The following is a 21309-nucleotide window of genomic DNA, read 5'->3' as shown; positions in this document are numbered from 1 at the left end:
TGCCCGGACGCGGGGGTGGCCCGGACGCGTCGGCGGCGGCTCCCGGGGGCTCGGGGCCGCCGCCGCGCCGGGGCTGTTCCCCGCGCCCGGGGAACGCCGTGCGGGCGGCCAGGCCCGGCGCACCGCCGGTGCCGAAGCCCTGCCCCGCGTCAGGCTCACAGGTTCTGCGCGCGGATGATGTCCTCCAGCGAGCCGCTCGGGAGGGTGCCCTGGGGCGTCAGCCTGTCGACGACCCGGGGCAGGGAGCGGGCGATCTCGTCGGCGGCCTCCTCCGGGGAGACGCCCGCCTCCGCGGCCGCCTTCCGGAGGGCGTCGTCCGGCAGGGCCTCCGCCAGCTGGGCGCCGCTGACCGGCTGGTTCTCGCCGGCGCCGACCCAGGACCGGGCCTGGTCGACGAGGCCGGACCTGGTCAGCAGGTCCAGCAGCCCGCCGAGCGGGTTGCCGTTCGCGCTCCCCGGGCCCTGGCCGCCCGAGCCCTGGCCGCCCGAGCCCTGGCCGCTGCCGCCCATGAGGGCGCCGAGCAGTGCGCCGAGGACGTTGCCCGCGCCGCCGCCCTGCCCGCTGCCACTGCCACCGCCGCCGAGGAGACCGCCCAGCAGGGAGCCGAGGTCGTTACCCGCCATGGTCACGCCTTTCGAGTGAGGGCCGGAGCCCGCGCCGGTGCGGGTCCGGTACCGGACCGCGAGGGCCGTACGGCCGCCGGGCCACGGACAATGTCACCCGGACCACCCCGTACCGCCACCTGGCGGACGGCGCCCCGGACGGCCCTGCGGTACAACCGGGGCATGATCTTCCACCTCGTCACGCTCGCCGACTGGTCCGCCGACCCCGGCCTCCCGTACGCCCCGCCCTCCCTCGACTCCGAGGGGTTCACGCACTGTTCGGCCGACCGGCCCACCGTCCTGGAGATCGCCGGCCGGCACTACCGGCAGGTGCCCGGCCCGCTGCTCGCGGTGGAGGTCGACGAGCGGGCCCTCACGTCGGAGGTCCGCCGGGAGGGTGAAGCGGGTGCGCGCTACCCGCACGTGTACGGACCCCTCGACCGGGCGGCGGTGACCAGGCTGTGGGAGGTGCGGCGCGACGGGGACGGCGTACCGCTGGACCTCGTCCCGTGGAGCGGCGCCGCCTGACGCGGGCGGCGGGTGCTTCTCCTGGGGACCCGGGCGCGCCAGGATGCTGCACCTGAGCGACGACCCGAGGAGCGAACATGCGTGAAGACACCTCCCGCCGTGCCGTGATGGCGGCCGGTGCGGCGGTCCTGGCGACCGGCACCCTGGCCGGCTGCGGTTCCGACGACGACGGGGGCGGTACGGGCGCGAGCACCCCGCCCGCGACGACGGGGGCCGGCACCCCGGCGGAGTCGGCCCCGCCGTCCGCGTCCGCGTCCGCCCCGGCCGAGGCGAGCGGGACGCCCGGGGAGGCGCTGCTGAAGACCTCGGAGGTGCCCGTCGGCGGCGGCACCGTCCTGGCGGCGGAGAAGATCGTGGTCACCCAGCCCACGACGGGCGAGTTCAAGGCCTTCAGCGCGGTCTGCACGCACCGCGGCTGCACGGTCAACAAGGTGGCGGACGGCACGATCGACTGCCCCTGCCACGGCAGCAAGTTCGCCGTCGGGGACGGCGCGGTGGTGCACGGACCCGCGACGAAGCCGCTGCCCGGGAAGGAGATCACCGTCGAGGGCGGCGAGATCCGGCTGGCGTAGCCTCGCCCGTATGCATCCCGAAGCGCTGGTACGCGACCACACGATCTACGCGTGCGTGATGGGCTCACGCGCGTTCGGACTGGCGACGGAGGGCAGCGACACCGACCGGCGCGGTGTCTTCCTCGCCCCGACCCCGCTGTACTGGCGCTTCGAGAAGCCCCCCACGCACGTGGAGGGGCCGCTGGAGGAGCAGTTCTCGTGGGAGCTGGAACGCTTCTGCGAGCTGGCGCTGAAGAACAACCCGAACATCCTGGAGTGCCTGCACTCCCCGCTGGTCGAGCGGATCACCGGCACCGGCGAGGAACTCCTCGCGCTGCGCCCGGCGTTCCTGTCGGCCCGTGCCCACACCACCTTCGCCCGCTACGCGGCCGGCCAGCGGGCGAAGCTGGAGGCCGACGTGCGCAACCACGGCGCCCCGCGCTGGAAGCACGCCATGCACCTGCTGCGGCTGCTGCTGTCCTGCCGGGACCTGCTGCGCACCGGCCGCCTGGACATCGACGCCGGTCCGTACCGGGACCGGCTGCTGGCGGTGAAGCGCGGCGAACTGACCTGGGCGGAGGTCGAGTCCTGGATGAACCGCCTCACGGAGGAGGCGGAGGCCGCGGCCGCCGGCACCCCGCTGGCGCCCGAACCCGACCGGCCCGCGGTCGAGGACTTCCTCGTCCGCACCCGCCGCGCCTCGGCCTGACGGCCGGCCCTGGCCGTGCCGTGCCGGCAGGGGCAGGGCCGTCGGCGGGCCCGGACGGTACGGCTAGGACGGCTCGCCGGTCCTGGCCCGTACGACGAACTCGTGGAGCGCGTCGAGGGATCCGGGCCGCTCCGGCAGCCGGGTCTCCGCCTCGGCCGCGTCGAGCACGCGGTGCAGCGCCTCGTGGTCCGCCCGCAGCCGGCCGGGTACGAGGCCCTCCGCGGGCCCGTGTTCGGCGGCGGCCTTCGCCTCGATCAGCTCCCCCAGGTACCCGGGCGCCTCCGGCACCTCCCCGCACAGCGTCGGCAGGTGCGCCTGCACCTCCCCCGCCCGCATCAGGTGCACGCCGGTCAGCAGCGCCCGGAAGGAGTACAGCAGCGGCTTCAGCTCCCCGGTCCGCTCGAAGAGCCGCCACTGCGTGCCCGCGAACCCCCGGTAGTGGTGGGCGTGGTGGGAGGTGAGCACCCCGGGCGCCAGCGCACGCAGCTCCTCGTGCGCCCCGGTGGTGTGCACCACCAGGGGCGAGAGGAGCTGTTCCAGCACGTAGCCGTTGCGGCGGAGCATCAGCCGGACGAACTTGCGCAGGTCGTGCGTGACGAGGTCCATCTCGACTCCGTCGCGGTCCCACATCCGGGTGCGGGTCTCCTCCGGCTCGCGCAGCCCGATGAGCGAGGCGACCGGCAGCAGGTGCACGCCGCGCAGGTCCACGTCGGAGTCCCGCGAGGGGAACCCGTACAGGTGCGCGCCCGAGACGGTCGCGAACAGCAGCGGGTCGGGCTGCTCGGCGACGACGGGGGTCAGGTCCACACTCAGGGCGTCCAGCATGGCCCGATCATGCCAGCCGGCCGGCGGGGCCCGCCGGCCGGCCCCCGTCCCCCCGGGCCGGCCGGCTGCCGCCTCCCGGGCCGGCGGGCCCCCGCCGCTCAGGCGTCCCAGAGGGCCCCCAGCGCAAGGAGTTCCCTGCGGTACTCGATGCGCTCCGCCCACTCGCCGGGCCAGGCGGCCGCGCCCAGGTGGGCCCCGGCGAAGGCGCCGGCCAGGCAGGCGATCGAGTCGGAGTCCCCGGAGGTGCAGGCGGCCCGGCGCAGCGCCCGGAGCGGCTCCTCCGGGAAGAGCAGGAAGCACTGGAGCGCGGTGGCCAGCGCCTCCTCGGCGATCCAGCCCTCCCCGGTGGTCAGGCAGGGGTCGGTCTCCGGCGAGGGGTTGCGCAGGGCGGCCGCCAGCCGGTCCAGGACCGCCAGGCACTCGTCCCAGCCGCGGGCGATGAAGTCCTCGGGCGAGGCGTCGTGGGCGCGGGTCCACAGGTCGCCCAGCCACGTCTCGTGGTACCGGGTGCGGTTGTCGAGCGCGTACGAACGGAGCAGGCCCACCAGGCCGGTGGGCTCGGCGCCCTGCGCGAGGAGCCACACCGCCCGGGCCGTCAGGTCGGAGGCGGCCAGCGCGGTGGGGTGGCCGTGGGTGACGGCGGACTGGAGCTGCGCGGCGCCGGCCCGCTGGTCCGTGGTCAGGCCGGGGGCCAGGCCGATCGGCGCCACCCGCATGTTGGCGCCGCAGCCCTTGGAGTCGATCTGGCTGGCCTCGTGCCAGTCCCGGCCGGTGTCCAGCAGGCGGCAGGCGACCATGCAGGTGCGGCCGGGGGCGCGGTTGTTCTGCGGCGAGTGGTACCAGTCGGTGAACTCGTCGCGCAGCGGGCGCAGCAGCCGCAGCGGGGCGAGGTACCCGCGCTCCATCGCCGTGCGCAGGGCCCGGCCGAGGGCCAGGGTCATCTGCGTGTCGTCCGAGACGACGGCGGGCCTGGGCAGTTCCATCTCCCGCCAGGGCCCGCACTTGGCGAGGATCGACGGTACGTCGTTGAACTCGGTGGGGAAGCCCAGGGCGTCCCCGAGCGCCAGCCCGATCAGCGAGCCGGTCGCCGCGCACTTGGTCCTGGTCGTCGTCATCCCCGTCGTCCTTCCCTCGGTGTTCCTGCGTGTGGCTGCGCCTGCTCGCGGGCCTCTTCCCGGGCCCTGGAGTGCGCCGCCGGCGGTGCGTGCGCCGGTGCCGGTGCCTGTGCCTGTGCCTGTGCCTGTGCCTGTGCTTCTGTCCGTGCCGGCGCCGGTGTCCGGGGTGCCGGGTCCGCCGGCCGCCGGTCCTGCCGGTCGCCCCGGCGGGATCCGTCGCCCGGCCGGAGCAGCGGCGGGTGGAGCGCGGTGGCGGGCCCGGCCCGGTACACGGCGGCCGGTTTGCCGCGTCCGCCGGTCAGCCGGGCGGCCCCGGGGACCTGTTCGACGAACCCCTGGGTGGCCAGCACCTTGCGCCGGAAGTTGGGCCGGTCCAGGACGGTGCCCCAGACCGTCTCGTACACCGCCTGCAGCTCCCCGAGGGTGAACTCGGGGGCGCAGAAGGCGGTGGCGAGGCAGGTGTACTCCAGCCGCGCGCCGACCCGCTCCCGCGCGTCGGCCAGGATCCGGTCGTGGTCGAAGGCGAGCGCACCGCTCCCTCCGGGGCCCGGCCCTTCCTGGTCGCCGGGGCCGCCGTCGCCGGGGCCGCCGTCACCGGCGCCGTCGAGCGGCACCCAGCGGGCGTGCTCGGCGTCCCCGCCGCCGCCCGCCGCCGGTTCGGGCAGGTCCGGTACGAGCGCGGTGTACGCCACCGACACGACCCGCATCCGCGGGTCCCGGTCCGGCTCGCTGTACGTGCGCAGCTGTTCCAGGTGGAGTCCCGCGACCACCGGCTCCGGCAGCCCCGTCTCCTCGGCCAGCTCCCGGCGTGCGGCGGTCTCGGCGGACTCCCGCGGCAGCAGGAACCCGCCGGGCAGCGCCCAGGCCCCCGCGTACGGCTCCCGGCCGCGCCGGATCAGCAGCACGTGCAGCCGGCCGCCCCGCACCGTGAAGACCGCCAGGTCGACGGTGACGGCGAACGGCTCGAAGGCGTACGGGTCATAGCCCTGCGGCACCGGGACACCCCCCTTTTTAATAGTCACACTGACTATAAAGCCCCCTCGGCTCCGCGGACAAGGGAGTGCGAGCGGAAACGGAAACGGCAGGGCCCCCGCCGGTGGAGGCGGGGGCCCTGCCGTGAGCGTTGCGCGCGGTGCGCGGCCGTCCTACAGACCGACCTCGCGCATCAGCATGCCGACCTCGGTGTTGGTGAGGCGGCGCAGCCAGCCGGACTTCTGGTCGCCGAGCTCGATCGGGCCGAAGGCGGTCCGTACGAGCTTCTCGACCGGGAAGCCGGCCTCGGCCAGCATGCGGCGGACGATGTGCTTGCGGCCCTCGTGGAGGGTGACCTCCACCAGGTAGTTCTTGCCGACCTGGTCGACCACCCGGAAGTGGTCGGCCTTCGCGTACCCGTCCTCCAGCTGGATGCCGGACTGCAGGCGCTTGCCGATCTCGCGGGGCAGCGGGCCGGTGATGGCGGCGAGGTAGGTCTTCTGCACGCCGTACTTGGGGTGGGTGAGGCGGTGGGCCAGCTCGCCGTGGTTGGTGAGCAGGATGATGCCCTCGGTCTCCGTGTCGAGACGGCCGACGTGGAACAGCCGGGTCTCGCGGTTGGTGACGTAGTCGCCGAGGCACTGGCGGCCGTCCGGGTCCTCCATGGTGGAGACGACGCCGGCCGGCTTGTTGAGGGCGAAGAACAGGTACGACTGGGTGGCGACGGTCAGACCGTCCACCTTGATCTCGTCCTTCGGCTGGACGCGCTTGCCCTGCTCCGTGACGATCTCGCCGTTGACCTCGACGCGGGCCTGCTCGATCAGCTCCTCGCAGGCGCGCCGCGAGCCCATGCCGGCCCGGGCCAGCACCTTCTGCAGGCGCTCACCCTCCTGCTCGGCGCCCGGGAAGGTCTTCGGGGTCTTGATCACGGGCTTGTCGGCGTACCGCTCGCGCACGCGCTCCTCGATCCGCGCGTCCAGCTCGCGGGGGCGCGACTGGCCGCTGCGGCTGCCGGGGCCGCTGCGCGGGCCGCCCGCCCCGCCGATGCCGGGCGTCTTGGAGGTGCGGGGGCCGCCCTTGGCGCCACCGCGCGCGGCCGCGCCACGGGCACCGCCGCCGCCCGCCTTGGGGCCGCTGCGGCCGCTGCGCTCGCCCTCGGGGCCCACGTCGTAGCGACGCTCCTCGGGGCGGGGGTTGCGGATGCGGGGCGCCTGCTCGCGATCGCGCGAGTCGGAGCCGCCCTGGTAGCCGCCGGAGCTGCCACCGCGGCCGTAACCGCCGCCGGAGCTGCCACCGCGGCCGGAGCTGCCACCGCGGCCGCCGGAGCCGCTGCCACCGGAGCGGTAGCCGCCGCCAGACCCTCCGCGGGAACCGCCGCCGGAGCCTCCGCGGCCGGAGCCGCTGCCACCGCCGGAGCCGCCGCCGCGGTAGCCACCGCCCCCGCCGGAGCTGCCGCCGCGGGCGTTGCCACGCCCGCCGCCACCGCCGCTGTTCCTGTTGCCGCCGTTGCCGCCGCTGCTTCGCATCAAATGTCCGTCGTCTTGTCGTCTTCGTCTGTGTCCGGAGCGTCCGGATCGAACGACGGGACGCCTTCCTGCGTCTCGGCCTCGATCGCGTCCGCCTCCGGGAGGAAGGGCGCGAGCTCCGGGAGCTCGTCCAGGCCGCGCAGGCCCATCCGCTCCAGAAAGTAGTTCGTCGTCCTGTACAGGATCGCACCTGTTTCGGGTTCCGTGCCCGCCTCCTCGACCAGACCGCGCTGGAGGAGGGTGCGCATGACGCCGTCACAGTTCACGCCGCGGACCGCGGAGACCCGGGAGCGGCTGACCGGCTGGCGGTAGGCGACGACCGCGAGGGTCTCCAGGGCCGCCTGGGTGAGCCGGGCCTGCTGCCCGTCCAGTACGAAGCCCTCGACGGCCGCCGCGTATTCCGGCCGGGTGTAGAACCGCCAGCCGCCGGCGACCAGGCGCAGCTCGAAACCGCGGCGCTGGACGGTGTACTCGTCGGCCAGTTCGCGCAGGGCGAGTGCCACGTCGCGGACGGGGCGCTCCAGCACCTTGGCGAGGTGCTCCTCGGTCGCGGGCTCGTCCACGACCATCAGGACGGCCTCCAGGGCGGGTTTCAGCTCAAGGTCCGCGACGCTCATCGGGCGTCCTCCTCGTCGGGCCGTACGGTCTGGTCGAACTCGTCGGAGACGAGGGGGGCTCCGGCGTCCGTGCCCGTGCCGCCGGTCCAGCGGACGGTCAGCTCGCCGAGCGCCTCCTCCTGGTCGAGGGCGACGGCCTTCTCCCGGTAGAGCTCCAGGAGGGCCAGGAAACGGGCGACGACGGTCAGGGTGTCTGCGGCGTCGGCGGTCAGCTCCCGGAAGCCGGCCCGGCCGAGCTCCCTGAGGCGGGCCACCAGCAGCTCGCCCTGCTCCCGGACGCTGACCAGGGGGGCGTGGATGTGGTCCACGTACACCTGCGGCTTGGCCTTGGGCTGCATGGCCTTGACCGCCAGCCGGGCGAAGCCCTCGGCGCCGATGCTGATGACGACCTCGGGCAGCAGCTCGGCGTGGGTGTCCTCGAGGCCGACGGTACGGGGGTACCGGCGTCCCTCGGCCTCCGCCCGCTCCTCGAAGATCTCGGCGATCCGCTTGTACGCGCGGTACTGGAGCAGCCGGGCGAAGAGCAGGTCGCGGGCCTCCAGGAGGGCGAGGTCGGCCTCGTCCTCGACCTCGGCGGTGGGCAGCAGCCGGGCGGCCTTGAGGTCGAGGAGCGTGGCGGCGACGACGAGGAACTCGGTGGTCTGGTCGAGGTCCCAGTCGGGCCCCATGGCCCGGATGTGGGCCATGAACTCGTCGGTGACCCGCGACAGCGCGACCTCGGTGACGTCCATCCGGTGCCGCGAGATCAACTGGAGCAGCAGGTCGAAGGGCCCCTCGAAATTGTGGAGCCGCACGGTGAACCGCCCGTCGCCTCCCGGCTCCGCGGGTACCGACCCGCCTCCCGGCTCCGCGGGTGCCGGCGCGCCTCCCGGCTCACCGGGTGCTGCCCCGCCACCCCCGGCGGGTGCCGCCCCCTCCCCTCCCGGCCCGGCGGGTGCCGTCCCCTCTCCTCCCGACCCAACGGGTACCGCCCGGTCGCCTCCCGGCTCACCGGGGACTGTCCCCTCGCCTCCCGGCCCGGCGGGTGCAAGACCGTCGCCACCCGACCCGGCAGGGGCCGCCCGGTCGCCTCCCGGCTCACCGAGGACCGTCCCCTCGCCTCCCGGCCCGGCGGGTGCAAGACCGTCGCCACCCGCTCGTGTCGAACCGACACTGACGTGCCGTGACCCGGCAGGGGCCGCCCGGTCGCCTCCCGGCTCACCGAGGACCGTCCCCTCGCGTCCCGGCCCGGCGGGTGCAAGACCGTCGCCTCCCGACCCGGCGGGGGCCGCCCAATCGGCTCCCTGCCAGGAGGGTGCAAGACCGTCGCTTCCCGACCCGGCGGGGGCCACCCGGTCGGCTCCCGGCTCACCGGGGGCCGTCCCGTCGCTTCCAAGCCCGGCGGGTGCAGGACCGTCGCCTCCCGGCTCAGTGGGTGCCTGCCGGCCGCCTCCCGAAGCGGCGGGCACCGTTCCCTCCCCATGTGCTGCCGGCCCCGCGGTGCGGGGCTCGCCCGACGGTCCGACGGGGGGACGGTGGACGGTCGGCTCGGCTCCACCCGCAGGCCAGGCCGGGGTGGGCCCGCCGGCCTCGTCCCGCACCCGAGCCGCGGGCGCGGCTGCGGCAGCGACCGCCGCCGCAGCCGGCACGGCCTCGCCCGGCTGCGCGGCAGCGGCACCCTCGTACGGCGGCGGAACGGCGGACCAGTCTGCGCCCGGCAGTTCCCCGGCGGCCGCCGTGGCCCCGTCCACGGGACCTGGCGCAGGCTCGGCGTCCGCCGGGCGCGGGAGGGCTGCGTCGTGGCCGCGGGGCGCATCCGCCCCGGAGGCGGGTGCGCCGGACTCGGCGGGAGCGAGCGGCGACGCGTCTTCGGCGACCGGAGCAGGGGCGGGCTGCAGCCCCGCGGGGGCCGCATCGCCGGGGGAAGCGGAGGCGGGGACGGGCACGTCCCCGCCGGCCGGCACGGTGGTGTCCTGCGGGCGGGGCTCCGGGGCGGTCTCGGGGGCCTCCGGCGCCGGGCCGGGCCGGGTGGACGGTGACGCGCCCGGGCCGCGGCCCAGGAGGCGCCGGAGGCCGCGGGCGGGCGGCACGGGGTCGTTCGGGGGCATCACGGTCCAGGGTGCGGAAGTCACGGCAGTACGCGGAAGGCTATCGGTGCCACCGCCCACCACGACGCCCCACACGGCCCCGCAGTCGCGGCCCCGACCGGATCCCAGCGCCGACGACGCCCAGGCCCACACCCCCGGGAAGCCCCAGAACCCGGCCAGTAACCGGGCCCCGGTACCCCCGCCCTCCACCACCCGGGGCGGGCCCGGAGCGGACCGCGGCTCGGCGCCTCCGCCATGGCCGATCCGGGGCGAAGCCCTGCGGAGACGGTGTCTCGGAGTTCCCGCTGCGGTGGGCGCCGGGGTCCGGGGCGGAGCCCCGGGGAGACGGTGAGAGGGCGGGCCAGGGGCATGCCCCGCAGGGCCCGCCGTACCGGGCACCGATCGGACGCCGGCCCTCCCGCACCCCCAGTGCCGGCCGGCGGCTCCGAGGGAGGCCAGGGCCCGAGGCGGGCCGTTGGGGCCCCGGGCTCCGGTCGGTTGGGGTCCGGAGGCACCGGCTCCCGTGGGCCAGTGGCACCAGCCCCGGACGGCCAGGGGCCCACAGCTCCGGGGGGCGGGCCGGGGGCCCGGGCTCCGGCACGCAGGCCCAGGGCCAGGCGGCCCGGTGGGCCAGTGGCAGCGGGCCCGTGGCACGGGGGTTCCGGTCAACCGGGAGCCAGGAGCAGCGGACCGGGGACCTGGGGGCTGCGGCCCGTGGGGCCCGAGGCAGCGACCCGTGGGCCGGCGATCCAGACAGCCAAGGGCTACGGCCCGTGGGGCCGGGGGGCTCATGCGCCAGGGGCTCCGGTCCGAGGACTCCGGCCCGGGAACGGTGGCCGGCCCGAGGGCAACGGCCCGAGGCCGGGGGCTACGGCCCGAGGCCCGGCGCTACGGCCCGAGGCCGGGGGCTACGGCCCGAGGCCCGGCGCTACGGCCCGGGGGCGGGACAGTGGCCCGGGGGCGGAGGCCGGCCCGAGGGCACCGGCCCAGGGCCCGGCGCTACGGCCGGGGGCTGTGGCCCGAGGGCTACGGCCCAGGGCAGGGGCTACGACCCCGGGGCTGGGACAGAGGCCCGGGGCAGGGGCCCGGGGCAGGGCCCGGGGCTGGGGCCCGGGGCAGGGGCCCGGGGGCTGCGGGGCCGGGGCCCCGTCAGCGGCCGCGGAGGCGGCGGACCAGGATGCTGGCGTCGCCGCGCGACTCCAGGTCGGCCAGGACGACCGCGACCGCCTCGCGGACGATGCGGCCGCGGTCCACGGCCAGCCCGTGCTCCCCGCGCAGCACCAGCCGCGCGTGCTCCAGGTCCATCAGTTCCTCGGCGGAGACGTAGACCGTGATCTTCTCGTCGTGCCGCTCCCGCCCGCTCGGGCGGCGGTTCCGGCCGCCCCCTTTGCGCCGCGGGCTCGCGGCCGCGGCGGGGGCGGGGGAACCTTCCTGCGGGCGCCTCTGCGGAGTCACCACCGGCTCCGCGGCCGCCACGGTCTCGCCCTCCCGCGCCCGGCCCTCCGCCGCGTCGTCCGCGGCGGCGTCCTCGTGCCCGGGGTCCGCCGGGCGCCGGGGCGAGGACGCCTGCAGCGCCATCCCCCCTGTCGTACGGAAGAGTTCGTCGGCTCCGGGCAGACTCACTCGGCGGGACACCGGGCGAGCACCTCCCTGGCGAGCTGGCGATAGGCGGCGGCGCCGACGGAGTTGGAGGCGTACGTGGTGATGGGCTCGCCGGCGACCGTGGTCTCCGGGAAGCGGACCGTACGCCCGATGACGGTGTGGTAGACGTGGTCGTCGAAGGCCTCGACCACGCGCGCCAGCACCTCACGGCTGTGCACCGTACGGGAGTCGTACATGGTGGCGAGGATGCCGTCGAGCTCCAGCTCCGGGTTGAGCCGCTCCTGGACTTTCTCGATGGTCTCGGTCAGCAGCGCCACACCGCGCAGCGCGAAGAACTCGCATTCCAGCGGCACGATGACCTTGTGAGCCGCCGTCAGGGCGTTGACGGTCAGCAGGCCGAGCGAGGGCTGACAGTCGATCACGATGTAGTCGTAGTCGTTCATCAGCGGCTTCAGCGCGCGCTGGAGCGTCGACTCGCGCGCGACCTCGCTCACCAACTGCACTTCCGCGGCCGAGAGATCGATGTTGCTCGGCAGCAGGTCCATGTTGGGGACCGCGGTCTTGAGCAGCACCTCGTCCGCCGACATGCCCCGCTCCATGAGCAGGTTGTAGACGGTGAGGTCCAGCTCCATCGGGTTCACGCCGAGGCCGACCGACAGGGCGCCCTGCGGGTCGAAGTCGACGAGCAGCACGCGCCGCCCGTACTCGGCGAGCGCGGCACCCAGGTTGATGGTCGACGTGGTCTTGCCGACGCCGCCCTTCTGGTTGCACATCGCGATGATCTTCGCGGGACCGTGGTCGGTCAGGGGACCCGGGATCGGGAAGTACGGCAGCGGCCGTCCGGTCGGGCCGATCCGCTCCCGACGCTGTCTCGCTGCGTCGGGGGCGAGGGTGGCCGCGTACTCGGGGTCGGGCTCGTACTCGGCGTCGGGGTCGTAGAAGTGCCCCTCGGGCACCTCGTCGTAGTCGGCGAAACCGGTGGGCTCTCGGCCGCTCAGGTCGCCGGCCATGGAGTTCACGTCTAGGCCGTCCATGCTCTTTTGGGGCGTCGTCATGTGCTGGTGGTTTGCGAAGGTGCGGACCGCGACGGAGCCGACAGCTTCGAGCCCGGCAGGGCCCTGGCCCCGCGCAGACCCTCCTGCTTGACCACCCCCAGGAGCAAATGTCGACTCATTCACAAGTCGTCTTACCTCCTCGGACGTGACCAGGAAACTTATCGATAGGTCAGCGTGGCACCATGCCGACGGTTGGCGACTCTATGGCGTGTCACCGCTCCGCAGCAACACAATCGGCCGGACGCGGCACGATGTGTCGGCATCCGAACACCACTCTGTCAAGGGCGTACGGGCTGTCACTGTGAAGTTTCGCGGGTGTGCGAAACGGTTAAAGGGTTACGTTCGAGGCGAGTTGATCCCCCTCGGCGTGCCGCGCCCGGGAGGGGGTGTCCCCCGGTACACGGTGTCGATAAACACGTCCGGCCGGACCTTGCGGGGCAAGGTCCGGCCGGACGCGTGAGATTGGCGTCAGACGGTTGACGCAGGTCCCTGGGCTCAGCCGATCAGGGTGTTCAGCTCGACGTGCTCGTAGCCGTGGGCCTCGGCGACCGGGCCGTAAACGACCTGGCCCTCATGGGTGTTGAGGCCCAGCGCGAGGGCGGCGTCGCGGCGCAGCGCCTCGACCCAGCCGTTGTTCGCCAGCGACACGATGTAGGGCAGCGTGGCGTTGGTGAGCGCGTAGGTGGAGGTGTTCGGGACCGCGCCCGGCATGTTGGCGACGCAGTAGAAGACCGAGTTGTGGACCTGGAAGGTCGGCTCGGCGTGGGTGGTCGGACGGGAGTCCTCGAAGCAGCCGCCCTGGTCGATCGCAATGTCGACAAGGACACTTCCGGGCTTCATCCGGGAGACCAGCTCGTTGGTGACCAGCTTCGGGGCCTTCGCACCCGGGATCAGCACGGCGCCGATGACGAGGTCGGCCTCGAGGACGGCCTTCTCCAGCTCGAAGGCGTTGGAGACGATCGTCTGGATCTTCGTGCCGAAGATCTTGTCGGCCTCGCGGAGCTTGTTGATGTCGCGGTCGAGCAGGGTCACGTGGAAGCCCATGCCGATGGCGATCTGCGCGGCGTTCCAGCCGGAGACGCCACCGCCGATGACGACCGCCTTGGCGGCCTGGGTGCCCGGGACGCCGCCGGGGAGGATGCCGCGGCCGCCGGCCGAGCGCATCAGGTGGTAGGCGCCGACCTGCGGGGCCAGGCGGCCCGCGACCTCGGACATCGGGGCGAGCAGCGGCAGCGCGCGGTTGGCGAGCTCGACCGTCTCGTACGCGATGGCGGTGGTGCCGGACTCGAGGAGCGCGTCGGTGCACTCCTTGGAGGCGGCCAGGTGCAGGTAGGTGAAGAGGGTCTGGTCCTTGCGGAGGCGGTGGTACTCCTCCGCGATGGGCTCCTTGACCTTCAGCAGCAGGTCGGCCGTGGCCCAGACCTCGTCCGCGGTGGCGAGGATCTCGGCGCCGGCGGCGACGTACTCGGCGTCCGTGATCGATGAGCCGACACCGGCGTTCTGCTCGACGAAGACCTGGTGGCCGTTGCGGACGAGCTCGTGGACACCGGCGGGGGTGATGGCCACGCGGAACTCGTTGTTCTTGACCTCGCGGGGGATGCCGACCTTCATCGTCGATCACGGTCCTTGACTCAGGGGATTAAACGGCTCAATCCATACATACCCGTCGGCGGGAGTGCGCAACGGGATGCACCGCAGATGAACGCGGCAGAGCCAGTCTAATGAAGGATTTCCGGCTGTCTAGCCTTACAAAGCATTAATCTCAGCCGGAAGCACTACGGATTTCGCAGGCTACGGGGTCGTCTCCCAGCAGTCTGTCCGCAGCCGCCCGGTGCAGCCGGGCCGCCGCCGGGTCGCCGAGCCGGTCGAGCGTGTCGGCCAGCCGCACCTGCAGCGCGGCCTGGAGCCGCTGGTCCCCGGCCTCCCGCGCCAGGTCGATCGCGGCACGGCAGGTGTGCAGCGACTCCTCGGGCCGTCCGGCGTACTCCTGGACGCGCGCCATCTCGCTCAACGCCCTTGCGCGGCCCGGCACATCGGCCAGCTTCCGGTAGCCTGCCGCGGCCGACCGCCAGCAGCGCAGCGCCTCGCCGTAACGTCCCGCGTACGTGTGCACGCTGCCGAGCCGGCCGTTCAGCCGCGCCTCGTCCGCGCGCTCCCCGCGCGACAGGCTCTGGGCCAGTGCACGGCCGAACCAGTCCGCGGCCCGGTGCCAGTCCCCCAGCTCCTGGTACGCGCCGCCTACGGATTCCATCGCGCGGCCGGTCGCGTACGGGTCGTTCGCCGCCCGTCCCGCGTCCAGCGCGGCCCGGTAGCGGTCCAGGGCGGCCCGGGTGCGGCCGGTGCCGTGGTCCAGGTCACCCAGGTTCAGCAGGGCCGCGGCCCGCTCCCGGTGCAGGCCGCGCCGCTCCGCCACGTCCAGGACCAGGCCGTGCAGCCCGTACAGCTCGGGCGCGGCCGCCTCCGTGCCGCGGTGCGCCGCCAGGGCCCGTACCAGCGCGGCCACCAGCCGCCTGGCCAGCGTGTCCAGCTCCCCGTCGGCCACCGCGAGCCGGGCGGCGGCCGTCAGGACCGGCAGCCGGCCGTCCAGCCAGGCCCCGGCGGCCCGGGCGTCGGGGAAGCGCAGGGCGCGCGGCGGAGCGGACCGGCCGCCGGGTGCCGGCACCCCGGGCAGCGGGCTCCCGGCCCCCTCCCCCTCGTCCGCGTCGGGCTCGATCACGGCGAGGCAGGACTGGAGGAGCCGCACCGTCCGCTCCAGCATCCGGGCCCGGGCCAGCTGCACCTCGGCGGGACGTTCCCTGGTCTCCAGGAGGGCGCGCAGCAGCGGGACGAGGCAGCCGGGCAGCAGGTACTGGCCGTCGGCGGCCGGCCGTACCAGGGCGAGGGCGGCGAAGTCCTCCAGGGTCGACTGGGCGGCGGCGATGGAGCAGCCGGCCAGCGCGGAGGCCGTGTGGGCGTCCACGGCGCCGGCCGGCGCGAGGGGCAGCAGCCGCAGGGTGCGCTGGGCGGGGGCCGGCAGCGACTCGTAGACCAGCCGGAAGGCCCGGGCGAGGGCGCCGCGCTCGGCCGGCATGTCGTGCAGCTGCTTGGCCACGTCCGCGACCGAGGCCTTGGGGTGGGCGGCGAGCCAGCCGCCGGCCAGGGCCAGCGCGGCGGGCTGCCCGGCGCACTCCTCGGCGAGGGTCTCGGCGGCGCGGGGGTCGACGGTGACGCGCACGGAGCCGATGCGGGCGGTGAGGAACTCGACGGCCGCGGGGGTGTCGAGGCCGCCCAGGGTGCAGGGGCGTACGTCGGGGATGCCGGTGAGCGGCCCCTCGGCGGTGGCGACGACCAGGCAGTCGCCGTCGTCGGGGAGCAGCGGGTCGACCTGCTCGGCGTCGGCCGCGTCGTCCAGGAGCAGCAGGGCCCGGCGGCCGGCCAGGGCGGCGCGCAGGGATGAGGTGAGTTCGTCGCCGTCGGCGCCGGGCGGGGTGGGCTCGCCGAGGGCTTCCAGCAGTTCGCGGGCGGTGCGCTCGGCGGGTACGCGCTCGCCGTCCGAGGTGGTGAGGCGGGCGCGCAGCAGTCCGCCGGGGTAGTCGGGGGCGGTCTGCCGGGCGAACTCCTCGGCGAGGGCGGTGCGGCCGGAGCCGGGGCGGCCCGCGACGAGCAGGACGCGGGCGCGGGGGGCCTTGGCCTTGCGGCCCGAGAGGGTGTCGAGGCCGGTGCGGGCGATGTCCTCGCGGAGCTCCTTGAGCTCACGCCGCCGGCCGACGAAGGCCGGCGGCGCGGCGGCGTCCGCGGGGCCAGTGCCGCGATCGGGTTCCAGCGCCTCGTCCGTCACGGGGCTCGCTCCTCTCCCTGCCTGTGGCGGGAAACGCCCGCCGGAGGTCCCGGGTGGGAGCCAGGTCGGGGGCTTCTGAGCGTAGTTGACCGTAAGCGGCGTTCCGGGCGGAGCGCGGCGGGGACGGACCCGGCAAATCGCCCGATCGGATCAGCGGATGGTAGTACCGCGAAGCCGGGTTACTCCGTACGCCTCGCGCCGCGGTCACGGGGAGCCGCTCACCCGTCCTCCCGGGCCGGGGAGAGCCGCGCCCCGCGCCGCGGGCAGGGGGGAGCCGCTCCCCCGCTGCGGGTACGGAGACGCTCCCCCGTACCCGGCGGGGCCCTCAGGCCTCGTACGGGCGCGCCGGCCAGGGAGCCAGGGCGGGGCGCAGCGAGTCCACGCCGTCGCCCGCCAGCACCGCCTGGAGCGCCAGCACGCCGCTCACCAGCGCCACGTTGCCCAGCTCGCCGGCCAGCACCCCGCGCACCAGGTCGGCCAGCGGCACCCGGGCCAGCTCCATGTCGGCCTCCTCCTCGGCGACCTCGAAGCGCTCCCCCTCGGCCTCGGCCAGGTCCCGGGCCAGGAAGACCCGGATGGCCTCGTCGGAGCCGCCGGGGCTGGCGAAGACGTCCACCAGCACCCGCCAGTCCTCGGCCTTGACGTGCGCCTCCTCGTACAGCTCGCGCTGGGCGGCGTGCAGCGGGTTCTCCCCGGGTACGTCGAGGAGCCCGGCGGGCAGCTCCCACAGCTTGTGCCGGACCGGGTGCCGGTACTGGCGCAGGACCACCACGCGCTGCTCGGCGTCGAGGGCGAGCACGGCCACGGAGCCGGGGTGGACCTGGAAGTCGCGGCGCGCGACGGAGCCGTCGGGCATCACCACCTCGTCCGAGCGGACGCTGGTCTTGGCACCCCGGAAGGGGGTCTGCCCGGACCTGACCGGCCACTCCTCGGCGGTGTCCCTGATCTCCATGTACATGCCCTCCCTGCGAGAACGACCCGACGGACGCGGAAAACCGGGGCACGGCCGTCCGTACCCCGGTTTCCCACCGTATAGCCGGTGGCGCTGCCTACTGGGCCGCGGCCTGCCGCTCGACGGCCGCCTTCACCAGGCCCGCGAAGAGCGGGTGCGGGCGGGTCGGGCGGGAGCGCAGCTCCGGGTGCGCCTGGGTGGCGACCAGGTAGGGGTGCACCTCGCGCGGGTACTCGACGTACTCGACCAGCTTGTTGTCCGGGGAGGTGCCGGAGAACAGGATGCCGGCCTTCTTCTCCAGCTCGGAGCGGTACGCGTTGTTCACCTCGTAGCGGTGACGGTGGCGCTCCTCGACGTACTCCTTGCCGTCGTACACCTCGCGCACGATGGAGCCCTCGGCGAGCTTGGCCGGGTACATGCCCAGGCGCATCGTTCCGCCAAGGTCGCCCGCGCCCTCGACGAAGGCCAGCTGCTCCTCCATGGTCGAGATGACGGGGTGCGCGGTGGAGGCGTCGAACTCGGTGGAGTTGGCGTCCTCGATGCCGGCCAGGTTGCGGGCGGCCTCGATGACCACGCACTGCAGGCCCAGGCAGAGGCCGAGCAGCGGGATCCTGTTCTCGCGGGCGTAGGTGATGGCGCCGACCTTGCCGTTGACGCCGCGGTCGCCGAAGCCGCCGGGGACGCAGATCGCGTCGACGTCGGAGAGCTGCTTGGCGGCACCGGCGGCCGTCTTGCAGTCGTCCGAGGTGACCCACTTGATCTTGACGCGGGCCCGGTTGGCGAAGCCGCCGGCGCGCAGCGCCTCGGTCACCGACAGGTAGGCGTCGGGCAGGTCGATGTACTTGCCGACGAGCGCGACGGTGACCTCGTGGTCGGGGTTGTGGACCCGGTCGAGCAGGTCCTCCCAGACGGTCCAGTCCACGTCGCGGAACGGCAGGTCGAGCTTGCGCACGACGTACGCGTCCAGGCCCTCGGTGTGCAGGACCTTCGGGATGTCGTAGATCGACTTGGCGTCGATGGCGGCGACCACCGCGGCCTCGTCCACGTCGCACATCAGCGAGATCTTGCGCTTGATGGAGGTGGGGACGTCGCGGTCGGCGCGCAGCACGATCGCGTCGGGCTGGATGCCGATGTTGCGCAGCGCGGCGACGGAGTGCTGGGTGGGCTTGGTCTTCAGTTCGCCGGAGGGGCCGATGTAGGGCAGCAGCGAGATGTGGACCACGAACACGTTGTCGCGGCCGACCTCGTGGCGGACCTGGCGGACGGTCTCCAGGAACGGCAGCGACTCGATGTCGCCGACGGTGCCGCCGACCTCGGTGATGACGACGTCGACGTCCTCGGTCGCCATGCGGCGGATGCGGTGCTTGATCTCGTTGGTGATGTGCGGGATGACCTGCACGGTGTCACCGAGGTACTCGCCGCGCCGCTCCTTGGCGATGACCTGCGAGTAGACCTGGCCGGTGGTGACGTTGGCCGAGCCGTCGAGGTCGACGTCGAGGAAGCGCTCGTAGTGGCCGATGTCCAGGTCGGTCTCGGCGCCGTCGTTGGTGACGAACACCTCGCCGTGCTGGAACGGGTTCATCGTGCCCGGGTCGACGTTGAGGTACGGGTCGAGCTTCTGCATGGTGACCCGCAGGCCCCGCGCCTTGAGCAGGGCACCCAGGCTGGAGGCCGTCAGGCCCTTGCCGAGGGACGAAGCGACACCTCCGGTGACGAAGATGTGCTTGGTCGTCATGGATTTGGGCGGCATCGCCAAGAGGGGGCTCCCGTGGTCGCGAAGTGAGGTGCGTCCGGCCACTTCTCCCGTTTCCGGGGGTGCCGAAGCTGCGGTTTCGGGGCCCCTGATTCGCACAGGCGGACTCCCGGTCCACGGGGTACCAGCCTATCAGCGACCGGCGGGGGGCGCTTCCGGCCACGCGGCCGAAAGCCGTCCGGCGGGTCCTCGGGCGGGGCGTCCGGGCCGCCGTGCGCGGGTCGCCCGCCCGTCGCGAGCCCGTCGCCCGAAGGCCGTCCGCCGGTCGCCGGGGCGTCGTCCGCCGGTCGCCCGCGCGTCGTTCGCGCGTGGTCCGCGCAGCCGCCGCGGGGCCGCCTTCGGGCCTGGTCGGCGGGGCCTCCGGCAGCCGCACGGGCCGGTCCCACACGCCCCACCGGCATCACCCGTTCGGCCGAACCGCATTGTCGGCCGACTCCAGGAGATCACTAGGGTGCCGTCGTATCCTGCTCGGATATCCCTGACGAGCGGGCCCGGCAATCGGCAACACCCCGCCCGTTCCGGCAAGCTTGAACTCGTCAACGACCCTAGACCGCGAAACGAACGCCCCGCCGGGGGCGGGCGTGGCCGTTCGACTGGAGATCCACGTGTCCGGGCGCATCGAGGATTACGCACTCATCGGAGACATGCAGACCGCCGCTCTCGTCTGCCGGGACGGCTCGGTCGACTGGCTGTGTCTGCCACGTTTCGACTCGCACGCCATCTTCGCCGCGCTCCTGGGGACCGAGGACCACGGGTTCTGGCGGCTCGGCCCCGCCTTCAACGGCGACACCCCGCCCCGCGCCGACCGGCGCCGCTACCGCGGCGACTCCCTGGTCCTCGAATCCGAGTGGGACACCCCCCGCGGCACCGTCCGCGTGATCGACTTCATGCCGCCCCGCGAGGACCACGCCCCCCAGCTGGTGCGGATCGTCGAGGGCGTCAGCGGCCGGGTGCCGGTCCGCTCCGCCCTGCGCATGCGGTTCAGCTACGGCCGGATCGTGCCCTGGGTGCACCGGGTGGACGGGCGTACGGTCGGCGTGGCCGGCCCCGACTCGGTCTGGCTGGACTCCGACGTCCCGACGTACGGCAAGGACCTCACCACCTACGCCGACTTCACCGTGGCCCCGGGCGACCGGATCGCCTTCGCCCTCAGCTGGCAGCCCTCCCACCGGGAGCCGCCGGCCCTGCCGGAGGCGGAGGGGGCCCTGGAGGCCACCACCGAGTTCTGGCGCGAGTGGGTCGAGCACTGCACGTACCACGGGCCCTACCGCGAGGCCGTGGTCCGCTCCCTGATCACCCTCAAGGCCCTCACGTACGCCCCGACCGGCGGCATCGTCGCGGCCCCCACCACCTCGCTGCCGGAGGAGATCGGCGGCGTCCGGAACTGGGACTACCGCTACACCTGGCTGCGGGACGCGGCGATCACCCTCTCCTCGCTGCTCCGCACCGGCTACCGCGAGGAGGCCCGTGCCTGGCGCGAGTGGCTGCTGCGCGCGGTCGCCGGCGACCCCGAGAACCTGCAGATCATGTACGGCATCGCGGGCGAGCGGGAGCTGGGCGAGACCGAACTGGACTGGCTGCCCGGGTACGAGGACTCCAGCCCGGTCCGGGTCGGCAACGGCGCCGCCCACCAGCTCCAGCTCGACGTGTACGGCGAGGTCACCGAGGCCCTGCACCTGGGCCACATGACCGGCCTCGCCCGCAACGACTACGCCTCGCTGCTCCAGCTGAAGCTGATCCGCTACCTGGAGACCCACTGGGACCAGCCCGACGAGGGCATCTGGGAGGTCCGCGGCCCGCGCCGCCACTTCGTGCACTCCAAGGTGATGGCCTGGGTGGCTGTCGACCGCACGATCAAGCTCATCGAGTCCGGGGACGCGGACGGTCCGCTGGAGCGCTGGCGCGAGCTGCGCGACGAGATCCACCGGGACGTCTGCGAGAAGGGCTACGACAAGGAGCGCAACACCTTCACCCAGTCGTACGGCTCGAAGGAGCTGGACGCCTCGCTGCTGCTGATCCCGCAGATGGGCTTCCTGCCGCCCGACGACAAGCGCGTCATCGGCACCATCGAGGCCATCCAGCGCGAGCTGTCCACGTCCGACGGCTTCATCCTGCGCTACCCGACGGCCGGCGAGGAGGCCGGCGTCGACGGCCTGGAGGGCGACGAGGGGGCCTTCCTGGCGTGCTCGTTCTGGATGGCGGACGACCTGGCGATGATCGGCCGGGTGGACGAGGCACGGCGGCTCTTCGAGCGGCTGCTGTCCCTCCGCAACGACCTGGGGCTGCTGGCCGAGGAGTGGGACCCGCGGCTGAAGCGGCAGGTGGGGAACTTCCCTCAGGCCTTCAGCCACGTTCCGCTGATCGACACGGCGCTGCGGCTGACGGCGTCCGGCGCGTACGGGGCCTGACGACCGGGCGACGGCCCCGGGCGCGCGGCGCTCTCAGGGCCGTACGGGCCGGTCCGGCCGGCGGGCAGCCGTGCGGGCCACCTGTGGGCCGCCTGCTGCGGGCCACCCGCTGCGGGCCGTCTGCTGCGGGCGTCCGTACGCGGCCCCGCCGCCCGGCGCGCCCGGCCCGCCGTACCCGCCTAGCCTGGAAGGGTCCCTCCCCCCGAAGCCG

16 protein-coding genes and 1 pseudogene are annotated in these 21309 nt (G+C 74.4%); 4 read left to right on the top strand and 13 right to left on the bottom strand.

Translation table 11 applies throughout. The features are described from left to right. Nucleotides 1-155 precede the first annotated feature (155 nt). The gene (locus ACIQUQ_RS17940; protein WP_403976713.1) at nucleotides 156-623 is read right to left on the bottom strand and encodes a YidB family protein; all 468 of its coding nucleotides are present in this window, start codon (nucleotides 621-623) and stop codon (nucleotides 156-158) included. Between the two features lie 162 nt (nucleotides 624-785). Here ACIQUQ_RS17940 and ACIQUQ_RS17935 point away from each other — a divergent pair, with 162 nt between their 5' ends. The 3 genes from ACIQUQ_RS17935 (at nucleotide 786) to ACIQUQ_RS17925 (ending at nucleotide 2390) form a co-directional block, all read left to right on the top strand. Next, nucleotides 786-1130, top strand: coding sequence for a DUF952 domain-containing protein (locus ACIQUQ_RS17935; RefSeq protein ID WP_403976711.1), 345 nt, complete (start codon nucleotides 786-788; stop codon nucleotides 1128-1130). Between the two features lie 77 nt (nucleotides 1131-1207). Then, nucleotides 1208-1702, top strand: a complete 495-nt coding sequence (locus ACIQUQ_RS17930) for a Rieske (2Fe-2S) protein (protein ID WP_403976709.1) — start codon at nucleotides 1208-1210, stop codon at nucleotides 1700-1702. 10 nt (nucleotides 1703-1712) lie between these two features. Next, nucleotides 1713-2390 carry a DNA polymerase beta superfamily protein gene (locus ACIQUQ_RS17925; protein WP_403976707.1) on the top strand — a complete coding sequence of 226 codons (678 nt, stop codon included), beginning with the start codon at nucleotides 1713-1715 and terminating at the stop codon, nucleotides 2388-2390. Nucleotides 2391-2453: 63 nt separating this feature from the next. Here ACIQUQ_RS17925 and ACIQUQ_RS17920 read toward each other — a convergent pair whose 3' ends face one another. The 12 genes and pseudogenes from ACIQUQ_RS17920 to ACIQUQ_RS17865 form a co-directional block, all read right to left on the bottom strand. Beyond that, nucleotides 2454-3215: a DNA polymerase beta superfamily protein gene (locus tag ACIQUQ_RS17920; protein ID WP_403976705.1), complete on the bottom strand. Its 762-nt coding sequence runs from the start codon at nucleotides 3213-3215 to the stop codon at nucleotides 2454-2456. A 98-nt stretch (nucleotides 3216-3313) separates the two neighbouring features. After that, on the bottom strand, nucleotides 3314-4330 hold the full coding sequence (locus ACIQUQ_RS17915; RefSeq protein ID WP_403976703.1) for an ADP-ribosylglycohydrolase family protein: 1017 nt from the start codon (nucleotides 4328-4330) through the stop codon (nucleotides 3314-3316). A gap of 221 nt (nucleotides 4331-4551) precedes the next feature. Further along, nucleotides 4552-5325, bottom strand: a pseudogene (locus ACIQUQ_RS17910) (NUDIX hydrolase); the annotation flags it as partial. Between the two features lie 150 nt (nucleotides 5326-5475). Next, the gene (locus ACIQUQ_RS17905) at nucleotides 5476-6828 is read right to left on the bottom strand and encodes a pseudouridine synthase (RefSeq protein ID WP_403976701.1); all 1353 of its coding nucleotides are present in this window, start codon (nucleotides 6826-6828) and stop codon (nucleotides 5476-5478) included. Further along, nucleotides 6828-7445 (bottom strand): SMC-Scp complex subunit ScpB, encoded by a 618-nt coding sequence (gene scpB, locus ACIQUQ_RS17900; protein ID WP_403976699.1) that lies wholly within the window; start codon nucleotides 7443-7445, stop codon nucleotides 6828-6830. Before scpB ends, ACIQUQ_RS17905 begins: the two co-directional genes overlap by 1 nt. Next, nucleotides 7442-8776: a segregation/condensation protein A gene (locus tag ACIQUQ_RS17895; RefSeq protein WP_403976697.1), complete on the bottom strand. Its 1335-nt coding sequence runs from the start codon at nucleotides 8774-8776 to the stop codon at nucleotides 7442-7444. The genes scpB and ACIQUQ_RS17895 overlap by 4 nt, the downstream gene beginning before the upstream one ends. Before the next feature lie 1884 nt (nucleotides 8777-10660). Further along, complete coding sequence (locus ACIQUQ_RS17890; RefSeq protein WP_403976695.1) at nucleotides 10661-11146, bottom strand: hypothetical protein; 486 nt, start codon at nucleotides 11144-11146, stop codon at nucleotides 10661-10663. Then, nucleotides 11131-12291 carry a ParA family protein gene (locus ACIQUQ_RS17885; protein WP_403976693.1) on the bottom strand — a complete coding sequence of 387 codons (1161 nt, stop codon included), beginning with the start codon at nucleotides 12289-12291 and terminating at the stop codon, nucleotides 11131-11133. Before ACIQUQ_RS17885 ends, ACIQUQ_RS17890 begins: the two co-directional genes overlap by 16 nt. Before the next feature lie 372 nt (nucleotides 12292-12663). Beyond that, nucleotides 12664-13779: an alanine dehydrogenase gene (gene ald / locus ACIQUQ_RS17880; RefSeq protein WP_399955115.1), complete on the bottom strand. Its 1116-nt coding sequence runs from the start codon at nucleotides 13777-13779 to the stop codon at nucleotides 12664-12666. A 151-nt stretch (nucleotides 13780-13930) separates the two neighbouring features. Further along, nucleotides 13931-15985, bottom strand: coding sequence for a tetratricopeptide repeat protein (locus tag ACIQUQ_RS17875; protein ID WP_403976691.1), 2055 nt, complete (start codon nucleotides 15983-15985; stop codon nucleotides 13931-13933). A 325-nt stretch (nucleotides 15986-16310) separates the two neighbouring features. Then, nucleotides 16311-16937, bottom strand: a complete 627-nt coding sequence (locus ACIQUQ_RS17870) for an NUDIX domain-containing protein (RefSeq protein WP_403976689.1) — start codon at nucleotides 16935-16937, stop codon at nucleotides 16311-16313. Nucleotides 16938-17034: 97 nt separating this feature from the next. Then, on the bottom strand, nucleotides 17035-18687 hold the full coding sequence (locus ACIQUQ_RS17865; protein WP_403673307.1) for a CTP synthase: 1653 nt from the start codon (nucleotides 18685-18687) through the stop codon (nucleotides 17035-17037). 602 nt (nucleotides 18688-19289) lie between these two features. Between ACIQUQ_RS17865 and ACIQUQ_RS17860 the strand changes: the two genes are divergently transcribed. Beyond that, on the top strand, nucleotides 19290-21098 hold the full coding sequence (locus ACIQUQ_RS17860) for a glycoside hydrolase family 15 protein (RefSeq protein ID WP_403977017.1): 1809 nt from the start codon (nucleotides 19290-19292) through the stop codon (nucleotides 21096-21098). The last annotated feature ends 211 nt before the right edge of the window (nucleotides 21099-21309 follow it).

Origin of the sequence: Streptomyces sp. NPDC101118, from assembly GCF_044759445.1 — a bacterium.
Classification (GTDB): Bacteria; Actinomycetota; Actinomycetes; order Streptomycetales; family Streptomycetaceae; genus Streptomyces.
The sequence above is the reverse complement of the archived record's forward strand: the minus strand, read 5'-3'. Positions and strand labels throughout refer to the sequence as shown.

Excerpts from the sequence above, each read along its gene's own strand:
- ACIQUQ_RS17905 (WP_403976701.1), bottom strand. The coding sequence starts at position 6,828 with ATGCGAAGCAGCGGCGGCAACGGCGGCAACAGGAACAGCGGCGGTGGC.
- ACIQUQ_RS17915 (WP_403976703.1), bottom strand. The coding sequence starts at position 4,330 with ATGACGACGACCAGGACCAAGTGCGCGGCGACCGGCTCGCTGATCGGG.
- scpB (WP_403976699.1), bottom strand. The coding sequence starts at position 7,445 with ATGAGCGTCGCGGACCTTGAGCTGAAACCCGCCCTGGAGGCCGTCCTG.
- ACIQUQ_RS17920 (WP_403976705.1), bottom strand. The coding sequence starts at position 3,215 with ATGCTGGACGCCCTGAGTGTGGACCTGACCCCCGTCGTCGCCGAGCAG.
- ACIQUQ_RS17935 (WP_403976711.1), top strand. The coding sequence starts at position 786 with ATGATCTTCCACCTCGTCACGCTCGCCGACTGGTCCGCCGACCCCGGC.
- ACIQUQ_RS17930 (WP_403976709.1), top strand. The coding sequence starts at position 1,208 with ATGCGTGAAGACACCTCCCGCCGTGCCGTGATGGCGGCCGGTGCGGCG.
- ald (WP_399955115.1), bottom strand. The coding sequence starts at position 13,779 with ATGAAGGTCGGCATCCCCCGCGAGGTCAAGAACAACGAGTTCCGCGTG.
- ACIQUQ_RS17865 (WP_403673307.1), bottom strand. The coding sequence starts at position 18,687 with ATGCCGCCCAAATCCATGACGACCAAGCACATCTTCGTCACCGGAGGT.
- ACIQUQ_RS17870 (WP_403976689.1), bottom strand. The coding sequence starts at position 16,937 with ATGGAGATCAGGGACACCGCCGAGGAGTGGCCGGTCAGGTCCGGGCAG.
- ACIQUQ_RS17940 (WP_403976713.1), bottom strand. The coding sequence starts at position 623 with ATGGCGGGTAACGACCTCGGCTCCCTGCTGGGCGGTCTCCTCGGCGGC.
- ACIQUQ_RS17925 (WP_403976707.1), top strand. The coding sequence starts at position 1,713 with ATGCATCCCGAAGCGCTGGTACGCGACCACACGATCTACGCGTGCGTG.